Raw genomic sequence first — 26,124 nt, 5'->3', positions numbered from 1 at the left:
GTACAAACATGGATTTCATCCGTTTAGATCGCGCTGATACTGTCGTGACAGCGACTAAAGCATTGGAAGTCGATGCTCGGATCGAGAATGTTCAAACGCGCGCGTTGATCCCGTCGGGGCACAAGGTTGCGACTGTTGCAATGAAAGCGGGTGAACCCGTGCGCAAATATGCGCAACTGATTGGCTATGCCTTGGTGGACATTGAGGCGGGTGATCATGTTCATACGCACAACGTCGAGTTTCGAAACACGGATACTGAGTACGAGTTTTCGACGGATCTACGGCCCGTCGCGCCTGCAAAGACACGTGATACTTTTATGGGCTATCGCCGCGAAAACGGTCGCGTAGGCACGCGCAATTACATTGCGATTGTGACGTCCGTGAATTGCTCTGCCACAGCCGCGCGGATGATCGCCGATCACTTCACACCTGAGCGTCTGGCACAGTTTCCCAATGTCGATGGCGTTGCGGCCTTTGTGCATGGCACTGGCTGCGGCATGGCGGGGGACGGCGACGGGTTCGAAGCACTCCAGCGCGTTATGTGGGGCTATGCGAAACATCCCAATCATGCGGGTGTTTTGATGGTGGGTCTGGGCTGCGAGATGAACCAGATCGACTGGTTGCTCGAAGCCTATGGTTTGAAACAAGGCCCGACGTTTCAAACGATGAATATCCAAAACGTCGCTGGCCTGCGCCGTACGGTGGAGCTTGGGATTGCGAAGATCGAAGCTATGCTGCCCATCGCCAACGAAGCCACGCGCACGGAATGCCCTGCGTCTGAATTGATGATCGCGCTGCAATGTGGTGGCTCGGATGCATGGTCGGGTGTGACCGCCAATCCTGCCTTGGGATACGCCTGCGATCTGCTCACCGGGCAAGGCGCGACAGGGGTATTGGCTGAAACGCCGGAAATCTATGGGGCAGAGCATTTGCTCACACGTCGCGCAGTCGATCGCGCCACAGGCGACAAGCTGATCGGCCTTATCAAGTGGTGGGAAGATTACACCGCGCGCAACAAAGGCTCGATGGATAACAATCCAAGTCCGGGCAACAAAAAGGGCGGGCTGACGACGATCCTAGAGAAGTCATTGGGCGCAGCGGCGAAAGGTGGCACGTCCCCGCTGACAGGTGTTTACAAATATGCCGAACCCGTCACGGCAAGTGGATTCACCTTCATGGACAGCCCGGGCTATGATCCGGCTTCTGTCACAGGGCAGATCGCAGGGGGGTGCAATCTTGTGTGCTTCACGACGGGACGCGGCTCAGCTTTTGGGTCCAAACCCGCGCCAACAGTAAAGATCGCGACAAACACGGAAATGGCGCAGCGCATGTCCGAGGACATGGACATTGATGCAGGCGAGATCCTCTCCAAAGGGATCAGTGTTGAACAAAAGGGCCGCGAAATTTACGAGATGTTCTTGCGTGTTGCCTCTGGTGAGACGACAAAATCCGAAGCTCAAGGCCTTGGCGATTATGAGTTCGTGCCGTGGCAAATCGGAGCAGTGATGTGAAGCGCATCCTTGTTGTTGGCGGTGGGTTAATTGGCATTCGCCATCTAGCAGCGGTCCGCGAGCATCCTTATTGCACGTTGGTTGGCTTGGTCGATCCTGATCTTAGTATCACGCCAGATGTGCTGCGGTTTTCTTCGATCACCGAGGTTGATTTGCCCGTGGATGGCGTGATCATCGCAACGCCAACACATCTGCACGCACGCCAAGGTATCGAAGCTGCAAAACGTGGCTGGCATATGCTTATCGAAAAACCAGTGGCTGGGACTTTGCAAGAGGCGCGTGCACTCGAAGCGGTGCTAAAAGACACTAAAGTTGGTTCGCTCGTGGGGCATCACCGCCGCTATCATGCACCTGTCAAGCAGCTTCGCCGCGCGCTCAAGGCAGGGATCGTCGGGGATGTCGTGAATGCTTCACTGATTTGGGCGATGCGTAAGCCGGACGCGTATTTCGAGGGCAATTGGCGCACCGCAGGGGGCAGCCCTGTGATGATCAATTTGGTGCATGACATTGATATCTTGCGCTTTGTGATTGGCGAAGTCGTCGGTGCGGTTGCGCTGCGTGGCGGCGCGACGCGTGGCAGCGACAGGATCGAAAGCGGCGCTGTGGCGTTGAGCTTTGAAAATGGTGCGACAGGGACGATCAGCTTTGCTGACACCGCGCCTAGCCCTTGGGGATTTGAGGCGGGCACAGGGGAAAACCCCAATATCGGCACGACCATGCAAGACATGATGTGGATCACCGGCACCAAAGGCGCGATTAGTTTTCCCTCGATGACGCTTTGGCAGGGCGAACAATGGGGTGCACCAGCGCAGCAAATACCGTTCGAAGTTGCCCTCAACGAAAAGCCGCCACTGGAAAGCCAGTTGGATCACTTCATTGATTTGATGAACGGTGAAACGCCTTTGATCGATGTGGCAGACGCCGCGCGTACACTTGCCGTGGCCGAAAGCATCGAAACGCAACTCGCGGAGGTGAGTGAGAGAGGATTGCTGCATGGCTGAACAGCTGAGCGCCGCGCAAATTGCGCAGTATGATGAGAACGGATATCTGCTTCTCGAACGTCAAATCCCCGAGGAGTGGCTCGCCAAATTACGCGCTGAAATTGCACGGTTTGAGTTGGAATCTGCCATGCTTGAGCAAAGCAACGACCGTCTCGATTTGGAAGACAGCCACACGCCAGAAGATCCACGCCTGCGCCGCATCAAACTGCCGCATACGATCTCAGACGTGGTTGCTGAGTTGATGACATCGGATCATGTCCTTGCCCCTGCGCGCGATCTAATCGGGCCGAACCTGCGTTTGCATACGACGAAACTGAACATGAAGTCAGCGGGCTACGGTGCAGCTGTTGAGTGGCATCAGGACTACGCGTTCTACCCGCATACCAATGATGATATCCTCGCCATTGGTGTCTGCATTGACGATATGGCCGAAGAGAATGGCCCGCTCATGGTCTATCCCGGCTCACACAAAGGGCCAGTATTTGACCATCATGTGGACGGTGTTTTCGCAGGTGCGATGTTGCCAAACGAGAACGGTTTGAACCCAGCTGATGCCGTGAAACTGATGGGACCTGCGGGATCGGTCAGCATTCATCACGGGCGCATTGTGCATGGCTCAGCGCTGAATACATCTGATCATGCGCGGCGGATTTTGTTCTTTGAGCTGATGGCAGCAGATGCGTTTCCGATTATGGGATCGATGACCCGCTGGGACGGGATTAAGGACTATGATACCCGCATGCTTTGTGGTCAAAGCACTCTCAATCCGCGTCTGAAAGACATTCCAGTGCGCATCCCGCAACCGCAGCCGGATGTGCCGATCTCGATATATGAAATCCAAAAAGGCATGAAAAAGCGTGCCTTTGATACCATCACATAACCCTTTGGAGGGATAAGACATGAGCAAACCTAAAATCGGATTTATCGGCCTTGGTCTTATGGGCGGCGCGATGGCAGGACGCTTGCAGGATCAGGGATATGATCTGACCGTTCTTGGGAACACGGATCGCACCTACCTGGATCAAGCTATCGCGCGCGGCGCGCATGAGGCAAGCAACGCCAAAGAGGTGGCCGAAGCAAGCGATATCGTTATGCTCTGCATGGGTACGTCCGATCACGTCGAGGGTCGTATGCGCGGCAATGAAGGCGTCTTCGCAGGCCTGCGCAAAGGAGCTACGGTGGTTGATTTTGGCACGTCGTTGCCCGCCAGCAGCCGCGCATTGGCTGTCGAGGCTGAAGCGGCGGGCGGCCAATTCCTTGACGCGCCGCTCGGGCGCACGCCTGCGCATGCGAAGGATGGCTTGCTCAACATCATGGCCTCTGGCGATATGGAGGCGTTCAAACGAGTCGAGCCTGTACTAAAGGATCTGGGCGAAAACGTTTTTCACCTTGGCGCAGTCGGTTCTGGCCACACGATCAAACTGCTCAACAACTTCTTTGGTATGACTGTCGCTAATGCGATGGCCGAGGCTTTTGCGATGGCCGATCTTGCGGGTGTGGATCGTGGACAAGTCTACGATGTGATGTCCGCAGGGCCGCTCAATTCTGGGATGATGGGGTTTGTGAAAGCTTACGGTGTGGATAATGATCCCAGCCAGCTTGAATTTGCGATCAAGAATGCGGCGAAAGACGTCGGTTACTATGCACGCATGGCTGAAGATGCAGGTGTGGACAGCATCATGGTCAAAGGCCCGCTTACCGCGCTTTCAGAAGCGCGCGACAATGGTCAAGCGGATGATATGGTTAGCCAAATGGTCGACTTTTACGTCAACCGTTTCAAAGCCTAAAGCATGGCCGTCACTGCTCAAACCAATATAGACCTGCCCCGCTACGGCATCCTTTTGATGCTGGGGGCATGGTTCCTGTTCGCGATTGTCGACACAGGTGCGAAGTGGTTGGCAGTGGCTGGCGTGTCGGCGTTTCAGCTCGCCTTTATGCGCTACGCGAGCCATCTTGTGATCTCGATAGGGATCATCGGTAGAGGTGGTTTTTCTGTGGAGCGCTTCCAAACAGATCATGCGTGGCAAGTTCTAAGTCGCGCTTGTCTGTTGGTGTCTGCCACCCTGTTGAACTTCTACGCGTTACGATTTCTACCGCTGACTGTCGTTTCTGCGATCATGTTTTCAAGTCCTGTGGTGGTCTGTTTCCTGTCGATTTTCGTGCTGAAAGAAAAGGTTGGCCCATGGCGCTGGGGCGCCATCCTTTTGGGTTTCGTTGGCGTCTTGATCGTCGTGCGCCCGTTCGGGGAAGTCTTCCATCCAAGCATGCTACTGATCGTTTACAACGCCACTGCACTGGCGCTTTATTCGATCATGACGCGCAAGCTTTCGGGCATAGTGGCCGTGGACACGATGCAGTTTTACATGGGGCTTGTCGGCACGACGGTGCTTGCGCCTTTCGCGATCTGGGCATGGCTGCCAATGGCGTCTCCTTTCGCTTGGATCGTGTTGTTTAGCCTAGGCGTGCTAGGCTGGGCCGGGCACCAACTCCTCACCAACGCGCATCGCTTTGGCACGGCCAACCAGTTGATGCCGTTCACCTATTCGTTCCTAATCTATGTAGCGATCTTAGGGTTTATTATTTTTGGCACAGTGCCCGATGGGGGCACATTGCTGGGCGCGCTCGTCATCATGGGCGCAGGTTTAATCATTTGGAAGCGAGAGCAAGTATGAGCAAAATCGCATGTATCGGCGAAGCAATGATTGAGTTGTCGATGGGCGATGACAGCCCACAAGTCGGGGTGGCAGGGGATACACTCAACACTGCGATTTACCTTAAGCGCAGCGCGCCTGAGCTGTCGGTCGACTATGTCACCTGCCTTGGTGACGATCCGTTTTCTCAGCGCATCATGGCCTTTATCGACGCACAGGATTTGGGCACCGAGGCGATCCAAACTCTAACGGATGCGTCCCCCGGTCTTTACGCAATCACCACGACACCGGACGGTGAGCGCAGCTTCACCTATTGGCGTAGCAATTCGGCCGCACGTCAGACATTCGCAGATGGGGATTTCGAATTTCTCAACAGCTATGATGCGATCTATCTGTCAGGAATTTCGTTAGCGATCTTACCGCATCCCATTCGTTTGGCTTTGCTCAATTGGCTGTCTGGAACGCCGATCAAACTGATCTACGACAGCAACTATCGCGTTCGCCTTTGGGAAAGTGTTGAAAACGCGCGCTCGGTTACCATAGCAATGTGGGAGCGCGCCGATATTGTTTTACCATCAATCGACGATGAGATGGAGCTATTTGAGCAAAGCGCACAAGAAGTCGCGGCGCGCTTCGCCGTACATGAAGGGCAGGGAGCTTTGAAGCGTGGGGAAGAGGGGCCGATGTCGATTGGGAGTGACGTCACGCAAAGCTACGCAAGCGCTTCCAACGTGATTGATACGACCGCCGCAGGCGATAGCTTCAATGGCGGATATCTTAGCGCTGTGCTCACGGGAAAGTCGCAAGCTGAAGCACTGTTAAGCGGACACGACCTCGCCGCGCGTGTGGTTCAGCATCGCGGTGCGATTATTCCGAAATAAACGGCACAAGGTCTGCGCAATTAATCAAAGCTAGTATCGCCGTCTTTGGCGATGAAGTGCGCGCCGCTTGCGCAATGTCATCGGCGAGAGGGTCATTCAAGCGGTGTCCTGTCTGGGTTTCAGAGATGCAGAACTCAAGCCAGGCATCAAGGGCCGTTGCAACCGATGGGGCCGGGCCTGCGCGAAGTGTTTGTGCAAACCGATAAGGCACTTTCTGCGACCCATCCATTGCGATTTGATCCAAACGATGTGCCAACTCGGGGTTCTCAAACCGTTCGACCAAAGCTTGTGAATAGGCTGGCACCAGAACACGTTCGTTTTTCGGCAAAGTCGAGCCCGCCTCAGACATAAGCTGAGCCGCAAGTTTGCGCAAATCTGGATCGGCAATCGCCTGATGTACAAATTTATGTCCACGCAACAGGCCTGTATAGGCGAGCGCGGAATGCGCCCCGTTGAGCATCCGTAACTTGCGCAATTCATGCGGGGCAACGTCGCTTACAAATTGAACATCCGGCCAATTGGGCCGCGGGCCTTTGAAATTGTCCTCGATCACCCATTCGCGAAACGCCTCTGTGGGCACGACCATCGGGTCACTATGCTTGGCGCGTAATTCATCCGTTGTTGCGGGGGTGATGCGATCAACCATAGCGTTGGGAAAGGACACGAGCGCCCAATTGATTGCGATCTGTGCGCTCTCGGCAAAGCGCTGCACAGCGGCTTTAAGGACACTTCCATTCTCAACGCGGTTGTCGCAACTCATCACCGTGAGCGGGGTGTGGCGCGTCGATAAATGATTCGCAAGAAAGCCGATCAACGTGCTTGGGCCTGTGCCGCTCAGGTCCGCTTGGATAGATGGATCACTCAGGTCCAAGAGACCGTCCGCGCCAAGGTGATAGCCCTTTTCGGTCACGCTTGCTGAAATGATATCTGCACCTGTCATCGCGGCTAACACAGCGCTAGGGTCTTCGGGCGCGACAAGGACTTCGCGCAGAATGTCGATGCGTTTCAGCCCGACACCTTGCACGGCCAAGCCATATGCGAACCCTTGCGCCTTCAATCCATCGCGGATTTCGTTGGAGCGAAGCGAGACACCAACAACATCCCAACCGCCCGCATCTGCGGTATAATCCAAAAGATGGGCGCGCGCGAAATTGCCGAATCCGAAATGAACAATGCGTCCCATTTAACGATCCAATCCATAAACGGATCGTGCCAAATCCGTCGCCAAAAATTGTGCGATCTCCGAAGCGTCGCTTAAACCGAAGGCACCATTTTCGATTTGTGTTGCAAGATGTTGGGCAACGCCACGTCGCCACAAATCATGACGTGCGGGGATCGAAAGAAACGCACGCGTGTCGTCGTTGAAGCCTGCCAGGTTATAATACCCAGCAGTCTCCACAACCTGATCAAAGTAGCGCGCGATGCCCGCCGCGCTGTCGTGAAACCACCAAGGCGGACCAATGCGTAAGCACGGCCAATGCCCCGCCATAGGCGCGAGTTCGCGTGCGTATGTGGTCTCATCAAGGGTGAATAAAATGATCCGCAAGTTCGGCGTGTTGCCGACGCGGTTCAAAAGCGCCTCAAGCCCGCGCACCCAATCGGTGGCGACAGGGATATCCGCACCTTTGTCGCGCCCAAACTCAGTCAGCACCTGCGCGTTGGTGTTGCGTTTGCTACCTGCGTGAATTTGCATGGTAAGCCCGTCTTCAATCGACATTTGCGCCATTTCGATCAGCATGTGCCCATAAAACCTAAGTGCGTCGTCCTCTTGTCCTTTGCCGGAGCGAAGCCTTTGATAGAGTGCCCCTGGATCACTCAACCATTCGGTATGCACTGTTTCAATCGCGTGATCCGTCGCCGTTGCGCCCATCTCCGCAAAGTCCGCGCGCCGCTTGCGAAGCGCGGCGAGATAACCCTCATAACTGCCCAGATCTGTCTGCGTTATCGCAGCAAGCGCATCTAGGTTTTGCACAAATGCAGGATCGCTCGGATCAAGCACGCCATCGGGGCGAAACGTGGGAATGATACGACCCTGCCATCCGCTAGCCCGAATACTCGCATGGTGTTGCAAGTCATCAAGCGCGGAATCTGTTGTTGCGAGAACCTCAATATTGAACTGATCGAACAAGGCGCGGGGACGGTGATCGTCACGCGCTATCTTATCTGAAATGTCGTCATAGATCTTATCAGCCGTCACTGGCGACAGCGCATCTTTGATGCTCAAGGTCTCATCTAACACGTAACTTATCCACGTGCGCGTGGGTGTGCCAAGGAACAGATGCCAATGTTGTGCGAATATCCGAAACACCTCGCGAGGATCGGCTGTTATGCCGGGGGTGCCAACACCAAGGCGCGCCAAGGGCACACCCTGCGAATAAAGCATGCGAAACACGTAGTGATCGGGAACAACCAACAACTCGGCCGGATTTGCGAAAGGTACGTTCTGCGCGAACCAAGCGGGTTCACAATGCCCATGCGGCGACACAATCGGCAGGTCTTTGATGCTGTGATAAAGCCTGTCCTGCGCGGTTCGAAAGTTTGGTGTCATGGTGATCTCTCCGCGCAATTTCCTGTGCTTTGAGCAGTATTGCAGCTTGCAAACTGTCGTTTCAATGGCTCAAATCAAACCAGACAGGAGAACGTGGTGAATATTGCACTAATTGGCATTGGAATGGTGGCTGAAACTCACATCAACGCGATTCAAAGCTCTTCGCATGGGTTGCGGCTTTGCGGTGTGCTCGGGCGCGATGCTGCCAAAACGGCGCAGTTCGCTGCCATCCATCAAACCCTTGCTTTTCCCTCAATCGACGCAATCGCACTGGATCTGAGCATTGACATGGTGATCATTGCAACGCCTCCTGATGCGCGCTTGGAAGCTGTGCAAAAACTGGCAAGCGCGGGCAAGCCGATCCTTTTGGAAAAGCCGATTGAGCGCACTTTGAATGCCGCGCGCGAAATTGTTGAAATTTGCGATAAGGCGACAGTTCCCCTCGGGGTCGTCTTTCAGCAACGCATGCGCGCCGCGTCGATTGTGTTGAAAGAAGCGCTTGCCTCAAACCGTTTGGGTACCATCGTGAGCGTCGAGATCCGCGTACCGTGGTGGCGGGATCAGGCCTATTACGATGAGCAAGGGCGTGGAACCTACGCACGCGATGGCGGCGGTGTGATGATCTCGCAAGCAATTCATACGCTTGATTTGGTGCACTGGTTGCTTGGGCCGATCATAACAGTGCAAGCAATGATGCGACGCACCGCGCTTCACCACCTAGAGGCCGAAGATTGGACCGGAGCGTTACTTGAGTTTGATTGCGGAGCTGTCGGAACCCTTATGGCGACAACGGCCGCGTTTCCGGGCGGCGCGGAAACGATTGCGCTTCAAGGCACGAAAGGTGCCGCCCTTTTAGGGGAGGGTATTTTAACGCTGACAGATCTTAACGGTGAAACGGAAGTCTTTGGCGCGTCAGCGACAACCGGTGGCGGCGCGGATCCAATGGGGTTCACCCATGCGTGGCACCAAAGCGTGATCGAGGATTTTGCAGACGCCATCGCGCAAGGTCGCCCCCCATTGATTCCAGCACGCGAAGCTTTGCTCACACACGCGGTGATTGACGCGATGGAGCGCGCCAGCAAAAACGGCCAGCGCACAGAGGTTAATTGATGAGCCTCACAAGCATCGCCCTCGGCCTCGATCATCGCCACATTTATGGCATGACCGAGAATATGGAGAAGGCAGGGGTGAAATGCCTCGGCTTTTGGACGGAAGGTAGCCCCGAAACGCTGGCGGGATTTCGCAAACGGTTTCCCGATTTGAAACGTTTCGCCAGTCTAGAGGAGGCGCTAGACTGCGGCGCTGATCTTGCTTTGATCTCTGCCATTCCAGTGGATCGCGCGGCCTTAACGCTATGCGCGATGGCTCATGGCATGGATGTGATGAGCGACAAACCCGGTTGCACAACGCTGGCGCAGTTAGAGCAAATCAAAGGCGCGGTTGCAAAAACGGGCCGGATTTGGTCCGTTAACTTTTCTGAACGTTTTGAAACCCCCGTGAGCACGCGCGCATCAGAGCTAGTTGTAGAGGGTGCTATCGGTAAGGTAGTACAAACAGTCGGGCTAGGGCCGCATCGCTTAAACCGCGCTACCCGGCCAGATTGGTTCTTTCGCAAAGATTGCTTTGGCGGGATATTGACCGATATCGCCTCGCATCAGATTGACCAATTCTTGCACTACACAGGTTCTACTGAAGCTGAGATCACCCGCGCGTTCACTGCTAACTACGCCAATCCAGCGAGCCAAGAGTTTCAGGATTTTGGTGAGATTAACATCAGCAGCGACAAAGGCACTGGCTACATTCGTGTCGATTGGTTCACACCCGAAGCCTTGCCGATATGGGGTGATGGGCGGCTGACGATCCTTGGCACAGAGGGTTATCTGGAACTACGCAAATACGCTGATGTCGGTGGTTCTAAGGGCACGGATCATTTGATCCTCGTAAATGGAACGCGATGTGAAAAGATCGACGCTGCTGATGCGGGGCTGCCCTATTTCACACTGCTTGCGCATGATATCGAACACCGATCTGAAACCGCTATGACGCAGGCGCATTGCTTTAAGGTGATGGAACTCGCACTGCACGCACAGGCGTTGGCGGACGCGCAATGATCACAGTTGCAATTCTGGGCGCGGGCATCGGGCGCGAACATCTTGCAGCCTACCGTGAGCTGAGTGGTGCCTTTCATGTGACGCGGGTGATTGATCAAGACCTTGCCCGAATTGTGGACATACGCGAAGGCGATGATTTCGTGGCCAGCGCCGCCATTGAAGATGCTCTCTTTGATCCAGATATTGATGTGATCGATGTGTGCTTGCCACCACACCTTCATGTGTCGATCACGCTCAAGGCGCTTGAAGCCGGAAAGCATGTGATTTGCGAGAAACCTTTGGCCACCTCAATGGCCGATGCAGATGCGATCAAAGATGCGGCCGAGGCCGGCGGCAAACAAGTATTCCCTGTCTTTCAATATCGGTGGGGACCGTCCTTGGCGCAATTGCGTCACATGATTGCGGCGGATCTCACGGGGCAGGTGCAAACGGCAACTGTGGAGACCCATTGGTCGCGCGGGTCAGAGTATTACGCCACAGCGTGGCGCGGTACATGGGCGGGCGAACGTGGTGGGGCGGTGCTGGGACATGCGATCCACAATCATGATCTTTTGACACATATCGTGGGTGAGATTGCCGCGCTCAGCGCGATGACGACGACGCGTGTCAATGACATCGAAACAGAAGATTGTGCTGCGATCAGTTTTGAAATGCGCTCAGGGGCGCTGTGCACAAGCAACATAACTTTAGGGGCTGCGCGGGATGAAACGCGGCTGCGCTTTGTTTTTGAACATCTCACAGCGACCTCGGGCACTGAACCCTACGCGCCGGGCGGACAAGCGTGGACCTTCACTGCACGCGATCCAAATCAACAGGTGACAATTGACGCAGTGCTGGCCCAAACACCGGAAGAGGCCGTTGGTTTTGTTGGATTTTTCACTGAAATTGGAAAATCTCTGAACGGCAAGTCTAACGCTGCGGTCCCATTGAAGGATGGTCTCGCCTCTGTTGAACTTGTCACAGCAATCTATCACGCGGCGCGCACGGGAATGCGCGTTGCGTTGCCCCTTCTGTCAGATCACCCGCTTCGAAAAGGATGGTTACCATGAAACAATGTTGGCGTTGGTTTGGTCCCGATGATCCCATCACATTGCCTGAGCTACATCAGGTTGGTGTTGGAGGTATTGTTACCGCTTTGCATGATCTTCCCCCTGGAACAGAATGGCCTCGCAAGGCCATATCTGCGCGCCAAAACCTGCTGCGTGCGCAGAATTTCAACTGGGATGTGGTGGAAAGCCTGCCCGTCTCAGAAGCGATCAAAACACAGACGGTTGACATGAAAGATCACCTCGCCGCGTATAAATTGAGTTTGCGCGCTTTGGCAGAAAATGGCATTCGTACGATTTGCTACAACTTCATGCCGATCTTGGATTGGACCCGCACGACCCTGCGTGCGCCGCAGCCGCACGGGGGGGCTGCGATGCATTTCAATTTGATCGATTTCGCGGTCTTCGATCTTCATATTCTGAAACGCACCGGGGCGGAGGACGACTACTCAAACGATTGTGTGGCGCAGGCGAAGACTCGCTTCAATGGAATGAGTGAAGCGCAGAAAACGACGCTTCAAAATAACATCACCGCTGGCCTGCCCGGGGCAAACGATGCGTGGAGCGTGGCGGATGTACGTGCTTTGCTTGCTACGTACACAGGCATCAGCCCAGAAAAATTGCGGGCAAATCTGATTGATTTCCTTGGCGAAGTCGCGCCAGTTGCTCAAGAGTTGGGGTTGCGCCTGTGCTGTCATCCTGATGATCCACCGTTTTCGCTTTTGGGGCTGCCGAGGGTGATGTCGACCTCGGATGATTATGCGGCGGTCTTGGAAGCGGTGGATGTGCCTGCCAATGGGGCCACGCTTTGCACTGGATCGCTTGGGGTCGCGGCAGATTTTGATGGTGCTGCTTTTGTGCGCCACCATGGCCCGCGCATCCATTTTGCGCATTTGCGCAATACGATGCGGATCAAAAGTTCGGATCAGTCCAAGCCTGACTTCTTCGAGGCGGCACATCTTGAGGGCGATACGGATATGGTTGCGACAGTGCGCGCCTTGATGGAGGAGCAATCACGCCGCCGCGCAGCAGGGCGCGAAGATTGGCAAATTCCAATGCGCCCCGATCACGGGCAAGAACTGCTGGGGGATCTGGGCGGGCATAGCACGCCAGGTTATCCGCTGATCGGGCGAATGCGCGGCCTTGCCGAACTGCGCGGTATTATGGCGGCGTGTAGATAGGCCTTAAGTCATAGAGGCATGTGCCGCGCGCAACTTATCCCAATCGAATGTGACGCCTATGCCTGCCTCTTCAGGTGCGATGGCAAACGCGTTTTTTACCACCAAAGGACGTGTGGTGTATTCGTCTATCGGAAAGCTGTGAACCTCGATCAAACCCGCGTTGGGCTGTGCGGAGACAAGACTTACGTGCAGCTCTTGCATACCATGGCTACAGGCGGGCAAGCCATGTTTGCGGCTGAGCTCGGCCACTTGAAGCCAACCTGTGATACCACCGCAATTGGACGCGTCGGGCTGGATATAGGACAGCTGCGCATCCTCGCAGGCATATTCGAATTCATGCAAGGTATGGAGATTTTCGCCCATCGCCAAAGGCATGCCAGTGGCGCTTGCGATCTCGCCGTACCCTTTATAATTATCAGGGATCGTTGGTTCTTCGAACCAGAACAGATCAAACGGTTCGAATGCGCGCGCGGCCTCAATCGCTTGCGGGACACTCATTGAGTAATTGGCATCAACCATGAATGCGATGTCGGGTCCGATCACGTCGCGGATTGCTTTCGCACGTGCAACATCGTCGGCCAAATCGGGTTGCCCGATTTTGATTTTCACGCCGTCAAACCCACGCGCGAGATAGCCCTCGGTCTGTTTTATCAACTTTGACAGCGAGAAATTTAAATCGATGCCACCACAATAGGCGCGACACGAGTTCGATGTGCCTCCGGCCATTTGCCAAAGCGGTGCACCCGTCCGTTTTCCACGTAAATCCCAAAGCGCGATATCCACCGCTGAGATTGCAAAGGAGGCAATGCCGCCACGCGCCACATAATGCACATGCCATTGCATCGCCTCATAAAGCGCTTCCACATCAGTTCCGTCACGACCTACCAAAAAGGGCGCAAGATCATGTTCGATCATTGCAAGAATAGCACGGCCACCTTTGCCGCCAGTGTAGGTATAGCCGGTTCCTGTTGAGCCATCAGATAGGCCAATGGTCGCTGTCACCAATTCGAAATGCGTATGATCGCCATGTTTGGCATCGGTTAGGACTTCGGCCAATGGGACATTGAAAATCTGGGCATCGACGCGTGTTATGATCGTGTTGATCAGTGTGTCTTTGGGCTGTGTCATAAGTCTATCCTAGCGTGCGCGCGTGTGAATCCTAAGGTGAAATCTCTGCTATCTCAAGGCGACTAATAGGAGATTATTTTTTGCCTCTTGACGTTGAGTATATTAATCTGACAAAAACACTCAGTAATTAATCGAATCTCACTCAGGGTATTGCCTGACGTTGATTTATCTGGAGAAACCGAATGAAAAACCTAACCATCACGAGCCTTGCTTTGTCCGTTGCCATGGGCGGCACACTCTACGCGGAGGGGGAATTGAACCTCTATTCCTCACGCCACTATGACACGGATGAACGCTTGTATTCTGACTTTGAGGATATAACCGGCATCACGATCAACCGGATCGAAGGCAAGGGTGACGAGCTGATCACACGCCTTAAGGTTGAGGGTAAAAATTCACCAGCGGATATACTTTTGACAGTTGATACGTCTCGCCTTGAGCGCGCGAAAAATGAGGGTGTATTGCAGGCTATAGACAGCGATGTGCTCGAAGCACGCGTACCGAGCAGCTTGCAAGATTCTGACAATCAGTGGTTTGGCTTTTCCCAGCGCGCGCGGATCATTTTCTACGATAAAAACGATGTCGCGAACCCACCGCTTGACTATCTGAGCTTGGCTGATCCGGCTTACAAAGGATTGGTTTGCCATCGCTCTTCCTCGAACGTGTATTCCCAGACTTTGCTGTCCTCGATTATCGAAAACCACGGCGAAGAGAAAGCGGCCGAGTGGGCTAAAGGCGTGGTTGCGAACTTTGCACGTGATCCACAAGGCGGCGACACCGACCAGATCCGTGGTTTGGTCTCTGGGGAGTGTGAGATTTCAATCTCCAACACCTACTATTTTGCGCGCGCGCTGCGCAAAGACGTCAAAGGATTGTCCAGCGATGAAATCGCGAACATCGGCTGGGTCTTTCCTTCTCAGAATGCGGAGGGCGCACATATGAACCTCTCCGGTGGTGCTGTTGCGGCACATGCGCCGAATCGCGATAATGCGATCAAATTTCTTGAATATCTCTCTAGCACATCTGCGCAGCAGTATTTCAGCAGTGGCAACGACGAATACCCTGCGGTTCCGGGTGTGGGTCTTAGCGCGTCGGTGGCGCAGCTTGGCTTGTTCCGCCCCGACGCAGTGGATCTGAGCTCGGTCGCCAAGAATGTTCCAATGGCGCAACAGATCTTCAACAAGGTCGGCTGGAACTAAACTGTTCCCAACCTTTATAAAGCATTAAGATCAAGCCGGACGGGGGTTCTTCGTTCGGCTTTTTTTATGGGCAGGTGTTCTGGTTCCGCTGATCTGCATGCATAGCAAAATCACGGGGACCAAACCGATGGCTGCAATGATCAAGCTAGGCACCGCTGCCCCCTCAAGTCGCTCGTCAGAGGCAAGACGAAATGCTTGCACCGCGAGTGTGTCGTAGTTGAATGGCCGCAGGATCAGGGTAGCGGGTAGTTCTTTGACCGTATCCACGAAAACAATCAGCAAAGCGGTAAGAATGCTGGGGCGCAAAACGGGCAAGTGAATATCTCGCACGGTGCCCCAAGCAGTGCGTCCTAGCATGCGAGAGGCAGCATCGACATTGGGCGTGATGCTCGACAGACCACTGTCATAGGCACCAATCGCTGCGGCCAAAAAGCGGATCATATAGGCCGCGATCAACAGCCAGATAGAGCCAGAGATCAGCAAACCCGTTGAAATGCCAAACAGCCCCTCCATCCTTGCATCGAGCCAATTGTCAAAGCTCGCGAATGGTACCAAAAGCCCGACGGCGATCACGCCCCCCGGCAGTGCATAGCCAAGACGCCCGATAAAGAGTGAGGCCAGCGAAAGCTTGTTTGAGGCCACGCGATTGAACGTGCCTATGAGGATCGCTGCCGCCACTGTGACAAGCGCGGCAATGCTCGCCAAAGTAAGGGAATTTTGGATGAAATGTAGATAGCGGCTGGAGAAGATATTTTGCTCTGATCGTAACCCCATCGTAATCAACGTGATTGTCGGCACAATCACCCCGAAGACCACAGGCAAGGCGCATATGATCTGTGCCGCAAGTGCGCGTTTGGTGCTAAGCTGGAATCGCGAAAAGGTTTCTTGCCGCCCTTTAATGCTATATCGGGCCGAGCCGCGGTTGATGTATTCGAGCAATGCTACAAGCAGCGCGAAGGCCAGCAATCCAAGGGCAAGCTGCGCGGCTGCACCGCGATCTGCCATGCCAAACCAGCTGGTGTAAATGCCCGTCGCATAAGTCTGAACGCTGAAATGGGCGACCGTTCCGAAATCGGCGATGGTCTCCATGATGACCAGAAGACTGCCTCCCGCGATTGCAGGCCGTGCGATCGGGAGTGACACACGGAGAAATGCGTTTGTCGGCGAGGATCCAAGCGAACGCGCCGCATAAAACGGGGTTGCTGCTTGCATCCGAAAAGAGGCGCGCGCCAGTAAATAGACGTAAGGGTAAAGCACGAGCGTCAACATCAATGCGGCACCCCCTAGCGAGCGGATTTCAGGGAACCAATAATCGCGTGGCCCCCAATCCATCACATGGCGCAATGTCGATTGCACTATGCCCGGATGATCCAGAATATCCGTGTAGGCGTAGGCCAACACATATGCGGGAAAGGCGAGGGGGATGACCAGTGCAATCTCGAAAAGGCGCCGGCCTTTGAACTCTGCGGTGGCGACCAGCCAAGCGGTTAACGTGCCAATCGCGATACTCCCCGCCGCGACGGAAACCACCAATACCAAAGTCGTCCACGTGTAGCGCCAAAGTACCGTTTCCGCGAGCTGGGCCAGCGTTTCATGCGTGCCCAAAGCCGCAGCCGCAATGACACCTACTATCGGCAACAAACAAATTGCGATCACGAGCAGGGAAACCCCCGAGATGATGTACTTGTTCATGCGTTTGCGCCAACCATTCAATGCGTTTGGCGCGTTTCTACCTCGTGCCCGCGTAGAAAAAAAGTCTGATTATTTAGGTCGGGTTTGCTCTAGCCTGGTTAATAGGGCAGCCCGACATAGTTTTCCACCATCTCCTTTTGCGCCGCTTCATTCGTTCGCAAGAATTGGACCTCTGTGATCTGCATTACCATATCAAACTCCGTTTGATCTGGAAAACTATGTATTAGGGAGGAAAACCACCAGAAAAACCGCTCCGTCCTCCAAAGGTGCGATGGTTTTGGCGGCGGCAGGGGGCTTGATGGGCACAAAGCAACGACCCATTGGTCGCGTGCGGATGATGCGAATGAATATTAACACGTTGATTGAGATCTTGATAAGATCTGCGTCTTGGATGGTCAGATATTCACCTCCGCAGGGATCACGACAGGCATTGATCTGGCTCTGTCGATCATTGCGCGCGATTGCGGGCAGGCTTCAGCGCTAGAGGTCGCGCGTGAGTTGGTGGTGCAATTGCGTAGAACCGGCGGACAAAGCCAGTATTCCATTCATCTTGCGGGACAATTTAGCGGTAGTGACCGCCTTTCGCGCTTGATCGAACAAGTCGTGACGCAACCCCATTTGAACTTGACCTTGGACGAACTCGCCTCAACTGCTGGCATGAACGCACGCACCTTGTCGCGTCATTTCAAGCAAACACTGCAAGAAACGCCTGCACAATTCGTCGAGCGCGTGCGCGTTGATCATGCGCGCGGGCTTTGGGCGGATCGAATAGTGCCCAAACAGGTCGCGATTTATAGCGGGTTTGGCGACCTTCAACGCATGCGCCGCGCGTTTCAGCGCCGCTTTGGTATTGGCGTGAGCGAATACATCAGTGTGTTTGGCTGATGCGTACGCATCGTTGGCTTCATTAGTAAAGTTGGTTTGGCGGGTCACGCAGATTTTTGATGATCCAGGGCGATGTATTCATTCATCGCCGCAATGCAGCCCTGATCCCAAATAATTGCGAGCCAATAGCAAAAAGCGTCGCGAAATGGCTCTGCATTGTACAAATCACCGTAGATATTGCTCTGATCCAGCCATGTGGTGGGCTGGGTCTTCGCAGACAGTGCCGCGGTCTGCAGCTCGTTCCAAATCGGGTCGTTCGCCTCAATTTCCGAGCCGTCTTCGCGCGTGCCCGCGCACATTCGCGCCCACAGGGCTTCAACCAAGGCAAGGCCGCTTACGGATCGTTCTGCTGCGAGTTGATCACGCAGGATAGGTAATACGAAGCCCGTGTGGCGCGCAGACCCGTCAAAGGCGACGCGGCGGGTTGTATCCACGATGCGCGGGTTCGAGAAACGAGCTTCGATCAAATCAACATAAGCGGCGGGTGTTTTGCCGGGAACAGGTGCCACAGTCGGCGCAATCTCTTCGCGCTCGACCTTGCCAAAGAAGGCACGGATCGCAGGATGCGCCATGCAGCCTGCAATTGTTTTAACACTCAGCGTTTCACCCACATTTGCAATTACCTGATGACCCGCGTTCAAAATGCGGATTTTCATGGTCTCAAACGCGTGCACTTCATCGGAAAAGGTTGCACCAACCGTGTCCCAGGCGGGGCGGCCTGCGCAGAACTTGTCTTCTATCACCCATTGGCGAAAGGCTTCGTGCGTGACCACAGCTGTGTCTTTGATCCCGAAATCATGCGCAAGGGCCAGCTCTTTCGGACCCGTCGCAGGAGCGATGCAATCGACCATAGAGTTCGGGAAGGTTACATGTGCATCGATCCAATCCGCAAGCTCAGGATCAGAGAGGCGCGCTAAGGACACGACGGTCTGGCGCAAGATATCGCCGTTGCCTTGCAAGTTATCACAGCTCAACACCGTGAAAGGCGCATGACCTGCCGCGCGGCGTAGCTTGAGGGCTGCAACCAGTGCGCCAAAAGCCGTGCCAGGCGTGTCGGGGTGGGCGGCATCGTGCTGCAAATCAGGGTGTGCTGCGTCAAAACCCTTTGTGACGGGGTCGATGTAATAGCCACTTTCAGTGACCGTCATCGCAACAATACGAATGGCAGGATCTGCCATTTGTGCGATGAGTGGCGCATTCCCTTCTTCAATAGGCAGGTAATCGATCATAGACCCGACGACCTCCGCAGAAACATTATCTGGGTCCAATTCAACCAAAGTTGTCAGGCAATCTTGCGCCAGTAGCTTTTCACGCATGACCGCATCATATGGCCGTACGCCAGCGCCGATGATGGCCCAGTCATGGGCCTCGCCTGCTTGCATCAAGCGATGCAAATACCACGCCTGATGCGCGCGGTGAAAGTTGCCAACGCCAATATGCACGATGCCGGGGGTGAGGGCGGTGCGATCATATTGCGGGTGTTCAAGGTTCAGTTGATCCAAAGTCGCATTCGAAAGGGAGATCAGCTCATCCATTGTCCACCATCCACATTGTATGTTTGCGCGACGATGTAATCTGCCGCGTCACTGGCCAAAAAGACAGCCATGCCGGTGAGGTCTTGGGCCGTGCCCATGCGCCCGTAAGGCACGGCTGCGCCGACCTCTTTCTTCTTTTGTCCCGGTGCTTTGTTCTCATGCTTGGCAAAGAACGCGTCCACGCCGTCCCAATGTTCACCGTCCACCACACCGGGGGAGATCGCGTTGACGTTGATCCCGTTTTTGATCAAATCGAGACCTGCGGATTGGGTCAGGCTGATCACTGCCGCCTTGGTCGCACAATAGACAGCCACAAGTGGTTCACCGCGACGACCAGCTTGCGAGGCCATGTTGATGATCTTGCCGCCTTGGCCGCGTTCGATCATGTGGCGTGCCACCGCTTGCAGGGTGAACAGGGTGCCGGAGACGTTGATGTCGAACAAGCGTTGATACTCCGCGCGCTCTATCTCGACGATGGGAGCGGCAGTAAAGAGGGCGGCGTTGTTGATCAGAATATCGATATGGCCAAGCTGTTCAATAGTCGCCGCAACCGCGCCGTCAATGCTTGTCGGATCGGTGACATCCATATGCACAGCAATAGCATGATCACCTAACTCCTCAGCAGTTGTTGCAGCTCGTACGTCGTCGATATCTGCAATCGCTACACGCGCCCCTTCGGCGATATAGGCCTCAGCAAAGGCCCGCCCAATGCCTCGGGCGGCCCCAGTGATCAGCGCTGTTTTGCCGGCCAGTTGCATTACTCGATCCGCAAACCAGCGGCGTCGAACTTGTGGATCTGCGTCTCGTCTGGTGTGAGATAAATATCCTCACCATGCTTGAACGTGGCGTCCCCGGCGGCGCGCACTGTCATTGGATCACAGCCCTCGATGCCATGGACGTGCACGAAAGTATCAGAACCCAGATGCTCGGCCACACCAACTGTGCCCTTCCAAAGACCATCTGTATTAGAGACAACGACGTGTTCTGGACGGATGCCAATCGTTTCTGCGTTATGCTTTTTCGCTTCTGCACCTTCGATCAGGTTCATCTTTGGGCTGCCAATAAAGCCTGCAACAAACTTGTTGCGTGGCTTGTGATACAGCTCCAGTGGCGAGCCCACTTGCTCGATTACGCCAGCTTGCAGCACGACGATTTTGTTGGCCATAGTCATCGCTTCGACTTGGTCGTGTGTCACGTAGATCATCGTAGTCTGCATACGCTCATGCATCTCGGTGATCTCAAGACGCATTCCAACACGCAAAGCAGCGTCGAGGTTTGAAAGCGGCTCGTCGAACAAGAACGCAGACGGATCACGCACAATCGCACGGCCAATCGCCACACGCTGACGCTGACCACCAGACAACTGACCCGGTTTGCGGTCCAGATAATCGGTGAGGTTCAGAGAGGCCGCCGCCGTTTCAATACGCTTGTTCTGCTCTTCTTCGCTCATGCCTGCCATACGCATTGGGAAGGCGATGTTTTTGCGCACAGTCATATGCGGGTAAAGCGCGTATGACTGAAACACCATCGCCAAGCCGCGCTTGGAGGGCGAGATTTCCGTCATATCCTGATCGTCGATCACAACCTTGCCGGATGTCGTGTCCTCAAGGCCTGCAATCAGGCGCAAGAGGGTGGACTTTCCACACCCTGAGGGTCCAACGAAGACTGCGAACTCACCGTCTTCAATCGTAAGATCCAATGGTGGGATCACTTGTGTGTTGCCGAAGCTTTTGGTCACATGTTCAAGTACGATACGTCCCATGATATTATCCTATTCTCGGTATTACTTGACGGCGCCAAAGCTGAGGCCTTGGACCAATTGTTTCTGGCAGAACCAACCCAGCACGATGATCGGGCCTACGGCGGCTGCGGAGACGGCGGAGAGGCGTCCGAAGAACAAGCCCTCTGGTGCGCGGTTTCCTTCGATGAGTTTCGACAAGGTCGCTGCATCTGTCGTCGTCAGGCGCACCGTCCAATACGCTTCGTTCCAGCAAAAGATAAAGCAGAGCAATGCGGTTGATGCGATGCCGCCCCATGCGAGTGGGATGAGGATCTCTTTGATCTCGCCCCATGTGTTCACGCCGTCCATTTGGCCCGCTTCGATGATCTCTTTCGGAATCTCTTTGAAGTAGGTGAAGAGCATCCAGATCACGATCGGCAGGTTAATCAGGCACAGAACCACAATGACCATGAAGTGGGTGTCAAACAGCCCGAGACTTTTGGTCAGGAAGGTCATCGGGTAAAGTACTGCGGCCGCAGGAAGCATCTTAGTGGAGAGCATCCACATCAACACGTCTTTGGTGGCCCGCGTAGGGTTGAACGCCATGGAGTAGGCGCAAGGAATACCAACTGCGAGCGCGAAGATCGTCGCGAACACCGAGGTGATGACTGAATTGGTCGCAAAGCGCCAATAGTTATAGTTCTCGGTCATGTTGGTGTAGTTCTCTAGCGTTGGTGTGAAGAAGAACAAGAACTCCGGCTTCACCGCATCCGCATCGGTCTTAAAGCTTGTCAGGACAAGCCAGAAGATCGGGAAGAAAAACAATAACCCAACAATCCAAGCCAGAAGAGTGCGGCTGATTTGTCCGTATTTCGAAGATTGTGCAACAATCGCCATGTCCGTTACTCCATCAATGTCTTGCCAACCATACGCAGCAAGAAGATCGCTACGATGTTGGCAAGGATGACGGCGAAGATTCCAGTCGCGGAAGCTGCACCGATGTTGTTGTTGGCAAATTCACCAATCAGATAAGGCAGGTTTTTATTGCCGTTGCCGCGGCTCACAATCTCGATCTCTGCATAAAGTGAGAGATGGAAAATCGCTTGGATCATCACCACAATCGCAATGGGTCGCCCCAAATGTGGCAGCGTAAGAAAGCGGAACTGCGACCACGTGCTGGCCCCATCAAGGATAGCTGCTTCTTTCTGTTGCTGATCTTCGGATTGCAAAGACGTCATGAAGATAAGAACCGCGAAGGGTGTCCACTGCCATGTGACCATGATGATCACCGCATAGGCAGAGGTTTGCGTCGCGCGGAACGAAATTGGGGTCAGCTCAGGCCAAAGCGAGAAGAACCATCCAATACCGGGAGCGGCCCGAAGTCCGTCGACCATGTCGTTGATACCGCCGACTGCGATACCTTGAAGCCCTAGAACTGGGTCGAGAATCATATTGATCCACAAAACCGCGTTCACCGCAGGCATAACGAAGAAGGGCGAGATCAAGAGAACGCGAACGATGCCTTGTCCGGGGAATGACTTGTTGATCAACACGGCGATCAGAACGCCAAGGATCACGGTTAGGAAGAGAATACTACACACAATAAGCAGGCTGTTCTGGATCGCGAAAAGAAAGTCTTTGGACTTCAGAACAAACTCGTAGTTGCCAAAACCACGCCAGTTACTAAGCGCGGGTGTCGTCCACTCCGGTTTGCGCAGGCTGTTCAACACGTAGCGAATAAACGAGAAATAAAGCGTCATCGAAAGCGGCACTAGCATCCAGATCAATAGCAGGAAAACTGCTGGAGACTGAAGCAAGCGTGGAAGTGTTCTGTTAGACATGACTAGAGACCCCCTGCGAAGCACATTGCTCGCGTGTTCCAAGAGTAATTTAACTGAATGATGATTGGTATGCTGTTGTGTGGCGGTTTATTTAGGCCGCGACGCTCAGCAATCTTTTAGAGTGGAAGGCCCGAATAGGGCCGGGCCTTCCAAAATCTTAAGGCAGAACTTAGTAGCCTGCTTCTGTCATGATCGCTTCAGCTGCTGCCTGAGAAGCCGCCAGAGCGTCGTCTACAGACTTCGCGCCGGACAATGCCGCTGCGATCTCTTGAGCAACTGCAGAGCCTACTTCTGGGAACTCAGGGATCGCTGCGAACTGAACACCAACATATGGCTTCAGGTCTGTCGCTTCAGGAGCTGCGGACTCGATTGCCGCCATCTCTGCTGCTGCGAAACCGGCTACTTCTTTGAAGCCGTTATGAGCGTACGTTGAAGCACGCTGGCCTGTTGGCACTTTAGACCAGCCAAAATCAGGGTGCGTTGCTACAGCGTAGACGTACTCTTTGGACGTTGCCCACTCGATGAATGCTTTCGCTTCAGCAGTGTTCTCTGTGCCTGTTGGAACAGCCATTGCCCATGCCCACAGCCAGTTCGCGCCCACTGGGTTACCAGCGTTTGGAGACTGAGCGTATGCTACACCGTCAACTTCAAGGAAAGATGCCGCGATTGTCGCGTCGATCCACATGCCACACTTGCCTTCGTTGTACAAAGCCAAGATCTCGTTGAAGGAGTTACCTTCGGAGCCGGGAGGGCCGTAGTTGCCAAGCAGGTCTACGTAGAAGTTGATCGCTGCTTTCCACTCGTCGGAGTTGATTGTTGGTTTGAAGTCTGCGTCGAACCAAGCACCACCGAAAGAGTTAACCATTGTTGTGACGAACGCCATGTTGTCACCCCAACCTGGCTTACCGCGCAAGCATGCACCGTAAACGCCGGCATCTGGGTTGTGCATCGCAGCAGCTGCTGCTTTCACGTTGTCCCAGCTGTCGTTGTCAGCGATTGTTACGCCGGCAGCGTCTGTGAGGTCTTTACGGTACATAACCATGGAAGACTCACCGTAGAATGGTGCTGCGTACATTGTGCCTTCGTGGGAGAGACCCGCACGGATTGCTGGCAGAATGTCGTCTGCGTCATATTCTGCGCCGAAGTCGAGAGCTTCGATCCAGCCTGCTGCGCCCCAGATTGGTGCTTCTTGCATGCCGATGTTGATGACGTCGTACTGGCCACCACCGGTTGCTGTGTCAGACGTTACTTGCTCACGAAGAACGCCTTCTTCCAGAGAAACCCAGTTCAGCTTAACGCCTGTGTCTTCTGTGTAAGCTTCTGCAACTTTCTGCATGTTGATCATGTGACCGTTGTTTACGATCGCAATCGTCAACTCTTTCGCGTGACCGTCGGCAACCGCGCCGCCAGCTGCGAAAAGCGACATCGCTGTAGCAGCGTATAGTGCTTTCTTGATAGACATCCCAAATCTCCTCCTAGTTGGGTGATGAAGACCACACTAGGGGAATCGATAACGCGAAGTCAATTAAAAATTAGCGCGCGTAAATTTTGTTTAAAGCGGGCGTGCAAACAACGACTTAAGCGGACTCGCGCATGATAAGACGACCATCAAACGTCGTCTCAGTGCGGTCTTTTGACCTATTTTCGGTCTCCAACGTGCGGAACAACTCATACACCGCACGATTCGCGATTGCCTCATAGTCCTGTGCAATCGTGGTAAGGGGCGGGCAGGTGAATTTGGAGAACGGATGATCGTCGTGCCCTGCAATACGTAAATCACACTCTGGGTTGTGCCCTATACGTAGACCTAAAGCATAGGCCGCGGACAACATTCCAATAGCAAGACGATCATTACTGCAAAGAATAGTTTTGGTTTCAAAAGCTTTGGCCGCCAGAAGGCGTCCGCCCTCAACATTGCCAATCTCTTCAAAGTTCCAACCCTCACCCTCCGCCTGATAGATACGCGGCACATGGCCGTGGCGTTCCATACTTTCGATATAGGCTTGGCGACGCTTGTTGGCGTTAGGGTTAGTGGGTGATTTCATCTCAAAGAAACAGGGCGCTTCGCCACTGCGACAAAGGTATTCCACCATTAAATCAACGCTTTGGGCGTTGTCTGTCCCAACAAATGCTTGGCCAACACCGCTCATATTGGCGTCAAACACCACCAGCGGGAAATCCTCGTCAAATGCGTGTACGGCCTCAGCATCCGACATACGTCCGAACGGCGCGAGCAAGACCCCAGCTGGTTTAAGCGCACGCAAGGATGTGAGATTGTCCCGCTCTATCTCGGCGCTACCGTGAGAGCTCAGCAAGATGGGGCTATAGCCAGCGTCAATACAGGCTAATTCGACGCGCCGCGCAATCTCAGAAAAAAAGGGATCGGCGAGGTTTGGGACAACCACGCCAATATTCTTGGTCGTACGCCTGTTTTGGTTCATCGCGAAAACGTTGGGTTGATAGTCGTGCCGCTTCAGCGCGGCCTCAATCTTTGCTCGGGTGGACGAGCGCACGCTTTCGGGGTTGTTGAAATATTTGGAGATAGTTGGGCGAGAAATTCCGCTTATAGTTGCGAATTCTTCCATATTGCGAATTTTCGGCTGTCCCACTTTATCACCTGATATCATTATTTTTATCGCGCGTTAATTATTGTACGCTAAGAGGCAACTCCACACGCAGTCAAGGGGAGATATCCTTTGTCTTTCGCATTACGGCTCATGAAGTCATTTGATTTGGACGTGAGGTGCTAGCACACATCACTTGCAAAGCTGCCTAGATCGGGGCTGAAGAGAGAAAGTCGGATGTAAGTTAGAGTAAATAGAGCCTATGAGTGGACCGGATGAAATTTAGCAAACCTCTGACTTTAAAAAGTAATTAAGTGCGCCCGATCACTCTGCGCGTTGTGCATCGTTTACGAGAGGTCGATATTATCTACTATGACCGTCTTGTTGGCCTTGATATCCTCGAGCTCGCACGTCGCGACGCCGAGCGTGTTTACGTAGGTAAAGCGCCGGGTTGCCATCATTGGCCACAAGACAAAATTTCTGGTGTGATCGTTGCAGCGGCCAAGCAGGGAAAACGCGTCGTGCGTTTGAAATGCGACGATCCCGGAGTCTGCGCGCGTGGGGCAGAAGAGGCAGATGCGCTGAACGCAGCAGGCATCGCATATGAAGTTGTTCCATGGGTGACTGCGG

General features: G+C 54.2%; 24 protein-coding genes. 13 read left to right on the top strand and 11 right to left on the bottom strand.

Features of this window, described 5'->3' with window-relative positions:
• Nucleotides 1–8: 8 nt before the first annotated feature.
• The 6 genes from QZ280_RS01695 to QZ280_RS01670 are packed head-to-tail and all read left to right on the top strand — an operon-like array spanning nucleotide 9 to nucleotide 6,044.
• Entirely contained in the window at nucleotides 9–1,511 is a 1,503-nt protein-coding gene (locus QZ280_RS01695) for an altronate dehydratase family protein (protein WP_293440516.1), read from the top strand.
• Nucleotides 1,508–2,512 (top strand): Gfo/Idh/MocA family oxidoreductase, encoded by a 1,005-nt coding sequence (locus tag QZ280_RS01690; RefSeq protein ID WP_293440515.1) that lies wholly within the window; start codon nucleotides 1,508–1,510, stop codon nucleotides 2,510–2,512. Before QZ280_RS01695 ends, QZ280_RS01690 begins: the two co-directional genes overlap by 4 nt.
• Nucleotides 2,505–3,392 (top strand): phytanoyl-CoA dioxygenase family protein, encoded by an 888-nt coding sequence (locus QZ280_RS01685; RefSeq protein WP_293440514.1) that lies wholly within the window; start codon nucleotides 2,505–2,507, stop codon nucleotides 3,390–3,392. Before QZ280_RS01690 ends, QZ280_RS01685 begins: the two co-directional genes overlap by 8 nt.
• A 19-nt stretch (nucleotides 3,393–3,411) precedes the next feature.
• Nucleotides 3,412–4,299 (top strand): NAD(P)-dependent oxidoreductase, encoded by an 888-nt coding sequence (locus tag QZ280_RS01680; protein WP_293440512.1) that lies wholly within the window; start codon nucleotides 3,412–3,414, stop codon nucleotides 4,297–4,299.
• Between the two features lie 3 nt (nucleotides 4,300–4,302).
• The gene (locus QZ280_RS01675; protein ID WP_293440510.1) at nucleotides 4,303–5,184 is read left to right on the top strand and encodes a DMT family transporter; all 882 of its coding nucleotides are present in this window, start codon (nucleotides 4,303–4,305) and stop codon (nucleotides 5,182–5,184) included.
• A complete protein-coding gene (locus QZ280_RS01670) occupies nucleotides 5,181–6,044 on the top strand; it encodes a sugar kinase (protein WP_293440509.1) in 864 nt (287 codons plus the stop codon). Before QZ280_RS01675 ends, QZ280_RS01670 begins: the two co-directional genes overlap by 4 nt.
• Here QZ280_RS01670 and QZ280_RS01665 read toward each other — a convergent pair.
• Together QZ280_RS01665 and uxaC are read right to left on the bottom strand one after the other, a co-directional pair.
• Nucleotides 6,031–7,227: a mannitol dehydrogenase family protein gene (locus QZ280_RS01665; protein WP_293440508.1), complete on the bottom strand. Its 1,197-nt coding sequence runs from the start codon at nucleotides 7,225–7,227 to the stop codon at nucleotides 6,031–6,033. The genes QZ280_RS01670 and QZ280_RS01665 overlap by 14 nt on opposite strands.
• Nucleotides 7,228–8,592 carry a glucuronate isomerase gene (gene uxaC / locus QZ280_RS01660; protein ID WP_293440507.1) on the bottom strand — a complete coding sequence of 455 codons (1,365 nt, stop codon included), beginning with the start codon at nucleotides 8,590–8,592 and terminating at the stop codon, nucleotides 7,228–7,230.
• Nucleotides 8,593–8,688: 96 nt separating this feature from the next.
• Here uxaC and QZ280_RS01655 point away from each other — a divergent pair, with 96 nt between their 5' ends.
• Genes QZ280_RS01655 through uxuA form a run of 4 tightly spaced genes read left to right on the top strand, consistent with a single transcriptional unit; the run spans nucleotide 8,689 to nucleotide 12,930 of the window.
• Entirely contained in the window at nucleotides 8,689–9,702 is a 1,014-nt protein-coding gene (locus QZ280_RS01655; protein WP_293440506.1) for a Gfo/Idh/MocA family oxidoreductase, read from the top strand.
• Entirely contained in the window at nucleotides 9,702–10,703 is a 1,002-nt protein-coding gene (locus QZ280_RS01650) for a Gfo/Idh/MocA family oxidoreductase (RefSeq protein WP_293440504.1), read from the top strand. Before QZ280_RS01655 ends, QZ280_RS01650 begins: the two co-directional genes overlap by 1 nt.
• Nucleotides 10,700–11,752, top strand: a complete 1,053-nt coding sequence (locus QZ280_RS01645) for a Gfo/Idh/MocA family oxidoreductase (RefSeq protein ID WP_293440502.1) — start codon at nucleotides 10,700–10,702, stop codon at nucleotides 11,750–11,752. The genes QZ280_RS01650 and QZ280_RS01645 overlap by 4 nt, the downstream gene beginning before the upstream one ends.
• Nucleotides 11,749–12,930, top strand: a complete 1,182-nt coding sequence (gene uxuA / locus QZ280_RS01640) for a mannonate dehydratase (RefSeq protein WP_293440500.1) — start codon at nucleotides 11,749–11,751, stop codon at nucleotides 12,928–12,930. The genes QZ280_RS01645 and uxuA overlap by 4 nt, the downstream gene beginning before the upstream one ends.
• A 3-nt stretch (nucleotides 12,931–12,933) precedes the next feature.
• On the opposite strand, the gene QZ280_RS01635 is transcribed toward uxuA, so the two are convergent.
• On the bottom strand, nucleotides 12,934–14,058 hold the full coding sequence (locus QZ280_RS01635) for a mandelate racemase/muconate lactonizing enzyme family protein (protein WP_293440499.1): 1,125 nt from the start codon (nucleotides 14,056–14,058) through the stop codon (nucleotides 12,934–12,936).
• A gap of 182 nt (nucleotides 14,059–14,240) precedes the next feature.
• On the opposite strand from QZ280_RS01635, the gene QZ280_RS01630 reads away from it, so the two are divergent.
• The gene (locus QZ280_RS01630; RefSeq protein ID WP_293440498.1) at nucleotides 14,241–15,257 is read left to right on the top strand and encodes an extracellular solute-binding protein; all 1,017 of its coding nucleotides are present in this window, start codon (nucleotides 14,241–14,243) and stop codon (nucleotides 15,255–15,257) included.
• A gap of 30 nt (nucleotides 15,258–15,287) precedes the next feature.
• On the opposite strand, the gene QZ280_RS01625 is transcribed toward QZ280_RS01630, so the two are convergent.
• Nucleotides 15,288–16,949, bottom strand: a complete 1,662-nt coding sequence (locus QZ280_RS01625) for an iron ABC transporter permease (RefSeq protein WP_293440496.1) — start codon at nucleotides 16,947–16,949, stop codon at nucleotides 15,288–15,290.
• 387 nt (nucleotides 16,950–17,336) lie between these two features.
• Here QZ280_RS01625 and QZ280_RS01615 point away from each other — a divergent pair, with 387 nt between their 5' ends.
• Complete coding sequence (locus tag QZ280_RS01615) at nucleotides 17,337–17,834, top strand: helix-turn-helix domain-containing protein (RefSeq protein ID WP_293440494.1); 498 nt, start codon at nucleotides 17,337–17,339, stop codon at nucleotides 17,832–17,834.
• Nucleotides 17,835–17,878: 44 nt separating this feature from the next.
• On the opposite strand, the gene QZ280_RS01610 is transcribed toward QZ280_RS01615, so the two are convergent.
• The 7 genes from QZ280_RS01610 to QZ280_RS01580 all read right to left on the bottom strand — a co-directional run bounded on the left by QZ280_RS01610 (nucleotide 17,879) and on the right by QZ280_RS01580 (nucleotide 25,539).
• A complete protein-coding gene (locus QZ280_RS01610; protein WP_293440492.1) occupies nucleotides 17,879–19,369 on the bottom strand; it encodes a mannitol dehydrogenase family protein in 1,491 nt (496 codons plus the stop codon).
• Nucleotides 19,357–20,127 carry an L-iditol 2-dehydrogenase gene (locus QZ280_RS01605; protein WP_293440490.1) on the bottom strand — a complete coding sequence of 257 codons (771 nt, stop codon included), beginning with the start codon at nucleotides 20,125–20,127 and terminating at the stop codon, nucleotides 19,357–19,359. The genes QZ280_RS01610 and QZ280_RS01605 overlap by 13 nt, the downstream gene beginning before the upstream one ends.
• Nucleotides 20,127–21,131: an ABC transporter ATP-binding protein gene (locus QZ280_RS01600; RefSeq protein ID WP_293440488.1), complete on the bottom strand. Its 1,005-nt coding sequence runs from the start codon at nucleotides 21,129–21,131 to the stop codon at nucleotides 20,127–20,129. Before QZ280_RS01600 ends, QZ280_RS01605 begins: the two co-directional genes overlap by 1 nt.
• Before the next feature lie 21 nt (nucleotides 21,132–21,152).
• Nucleotides 21,153–21,986, bottom strand: coding sequence for a carbohydrate ABC transporter permease (locus QZ280_RS01595; protein ID WP_293440486.1), 834 nt, complete (start codon nucleotides 21,984–21,986; stop codon nucleotides 21,153–21,155).
• A 5-nt stretch (nucleotides 21,987–21,991) separates the two neighbouring features.
• A complete protein-coding gene (locus QZ280_RS01590; protein ID WP_293440484.1) occupies nucleotides 21,992–22,930 on the bottom strand; it encodes a sugar ABC transporter permease in 939 nt (312 codons plus the stop codon).
• A gap of 169 nt (nucleotides 22,931–23,099) precedes the next feature.
• Nucleotides 23,100–24,392 (bottom strand): sugar ABC transporter substrate-binding protein, encoded by a 1,293-nt coding sequence (locus QZ280_RS01585; protein ID WP_293440482.1) that lies wholly within the window; start codon nucleotides 24,390–24,392, stop codon nucleotides 23,100–23,102.
• Nucleotides 24,393–24,507: 115 nt separating this feature from the next.
• Nucleotides 24,508–25,539, bottom strand: coding sequence for a LacI family DNA-binding transcriptional regulator (locus tag QZ280_RS01580; protein ID WP_293440480.1), 1,032 nt, complete (start codon nucleotides 25,537–25,539; stop codon nucleotides 24,508–24,510).
• Between the two features lie 269 nt (nucleotides 25,540–25,808).
• On the opposite strand from QZ280_RS01580, the gene QZ280_RS01575 reads away from it, so the two are divergent.
• A partial coding sequence (locus QZ280_RS01575; protein WP_365734037.1) for an SAM-dependent methyltransferase occupies nucleotides 25,809–26,124 on the top strand: 316 nt, incomplete at its 3' end.

The organism is Planktotalea sp., from assembly GCF_018607995.1.
Lineage (GTDB): Bacteria > Pseudomonadota > Alphaproteobacteria > Rhodobacterales > Rhodobacteraceae > Planktotalea.
The sequence above is the reverse complement of the archived record's forward strand: the minus strand, read 5'-3'. Positions and strand labels throughout refer to the sequence as shown.

What these genes read in the sequence shown, in the direction of transcription:
- QZ280_RS01695 (WP_293440516.1), top strand. Translation starts at nt 9, where the DNA reads ATGGATTTCATCCGTTTAGATCGCGCTGATACTGTCGTGACAGCGACT.
- QZ280_RS01665 (WP_293440508.1), bottom strand. Translation starts at nt 7,227, where the DNA reads ATGGGACGCATTGTTCATTTCGGATTCGGCAATTTCGCGCGCGCCCAT.
- QZ280_RS01635 (WP_293440499.1), bottom strand. Translation starts at nt 14,058, where the DNA reads ATGACACAGCCCAAAGACACACTGATCAACACGATCATAACACGCGTC.
- uxuA (WP_293440500.1), top strand. Translation starts at nt 11,749, where the DNA reads ATGAAACAATGTTGGCGTTGGTTTGGTCCCGATGATCCCATCACATTG.
- QZ280_RS01645 (WP_293440502.1), top strand. Translation starts at nt 10,700, where the DNA reads ATGATCACAGTTGCAATTCTGGGCGCGGGCATCGGGCGCGAACATCTT.
- QZ280_RS01585 (WP_293440482.1), bottom strand. Translation starts at nt 24,392, where the DNA reads ATGTCTATCAAGAAAGCACTATACGCTGCTACAGCGATGTCGCTTTTC.
- QZ280_RS01595 (WP_293440486.1), bottom strand. Translation starts at nt 21,986, where the DNA reads ATGGCGATTGTTGCACAATCTTCGAAATACGGACAAATCAGCCGCACT.
- QZ280_RS01680 (WP_293440512.1), top strand. Translation starts at nt 3,412, where the DNA reads ATGAGCAAACCTAAAATCGGATTTATCGGCCTTGGTCTTATGGGCGGC.
- QZ280_RS01610 (WP_293440492.1), bottom strand. Translation starts at nt 19,369, where the DNA reads ATGGATGAGCTGATCTCCCTTTCGAATGCGACTTTGGATCAACTGAAC.
- QZ280_RS01590 (WP_293440484.1), bottom strand. Translation starts at nt 22,930, where the DNA reads ATGTCTAACAGAACACTTCCACGCTTGCTTCAGTCTCCAGCAGTTTTC.
- QZ280_RS01605 (WP_293440490.1), bottom strand. Translation starts at nt 20,127, where the DNA reads ATGCAACTGGCCGGCAAAACAGCGCTGATCACTGGGGCCGCCCGAGGC.
- uxaC (WP_293440507.1), bottom strand. Translation starts at nt 8,592, where the DNA reads ATGACACCAAACTTTCGAACCGCGCAGGACAGGCTTTATCACAGCATC.
- QZ280_RS01675 (WP_293440510.1), top strand. Translation starts at nt 4,303, where the DNA reads ATGGCCGTCACTGCTCAAACCAATATAGACCTGCCCCGCTACGGCATC.
- QZ280_RS01650 (WP_293440504.1), top strand. Translation starts at nt 9,702, where the DNA reads ATGAGCCTCACAAGCATCGCCCTCGGCCTCGATCATCGCCACATTTAT.
- QZ280_RS01685 (WP_293440514.1), top strand. Translation starts at nt 2,505, where the DNA reads ATGGCTGAACAGCTGAGCGCCGCGCAAATTGCGCAGTATGATGAGAAC.
- QZ280_RS01630 (WP_293440498.1), top strand. Translation starts at nt 14,241, where the DNA reads ATGAAAAACCTAACCATCACGAGCCTTGCTTTGTCCGTTGCCATGGGC.
- QZ280_RS01625 (WP_293440496.1), bottom strand. Translation starts at nt 16,949, where the DNA reads ATGAACAAGTACATCATCTCGGGGGTTTCCCTGCTCGTGATCGCAATT.
- QZ280_RS01670 (WP_293440509.1), top strand. Translation starts at nt 5,181, where the DNA reads ATGAGCAAAATCGCATGTATCGGCGAAGCAATGATTGAGTTGTCGATG.
- QZ280_RS01600 (WP_293440488.1), bottom strand. Translation starts at nt 21,131, where the DNA reads ATGGGACGTATCGTACTTGAACATGTGACCAAAAGCTTCGGCAACACA.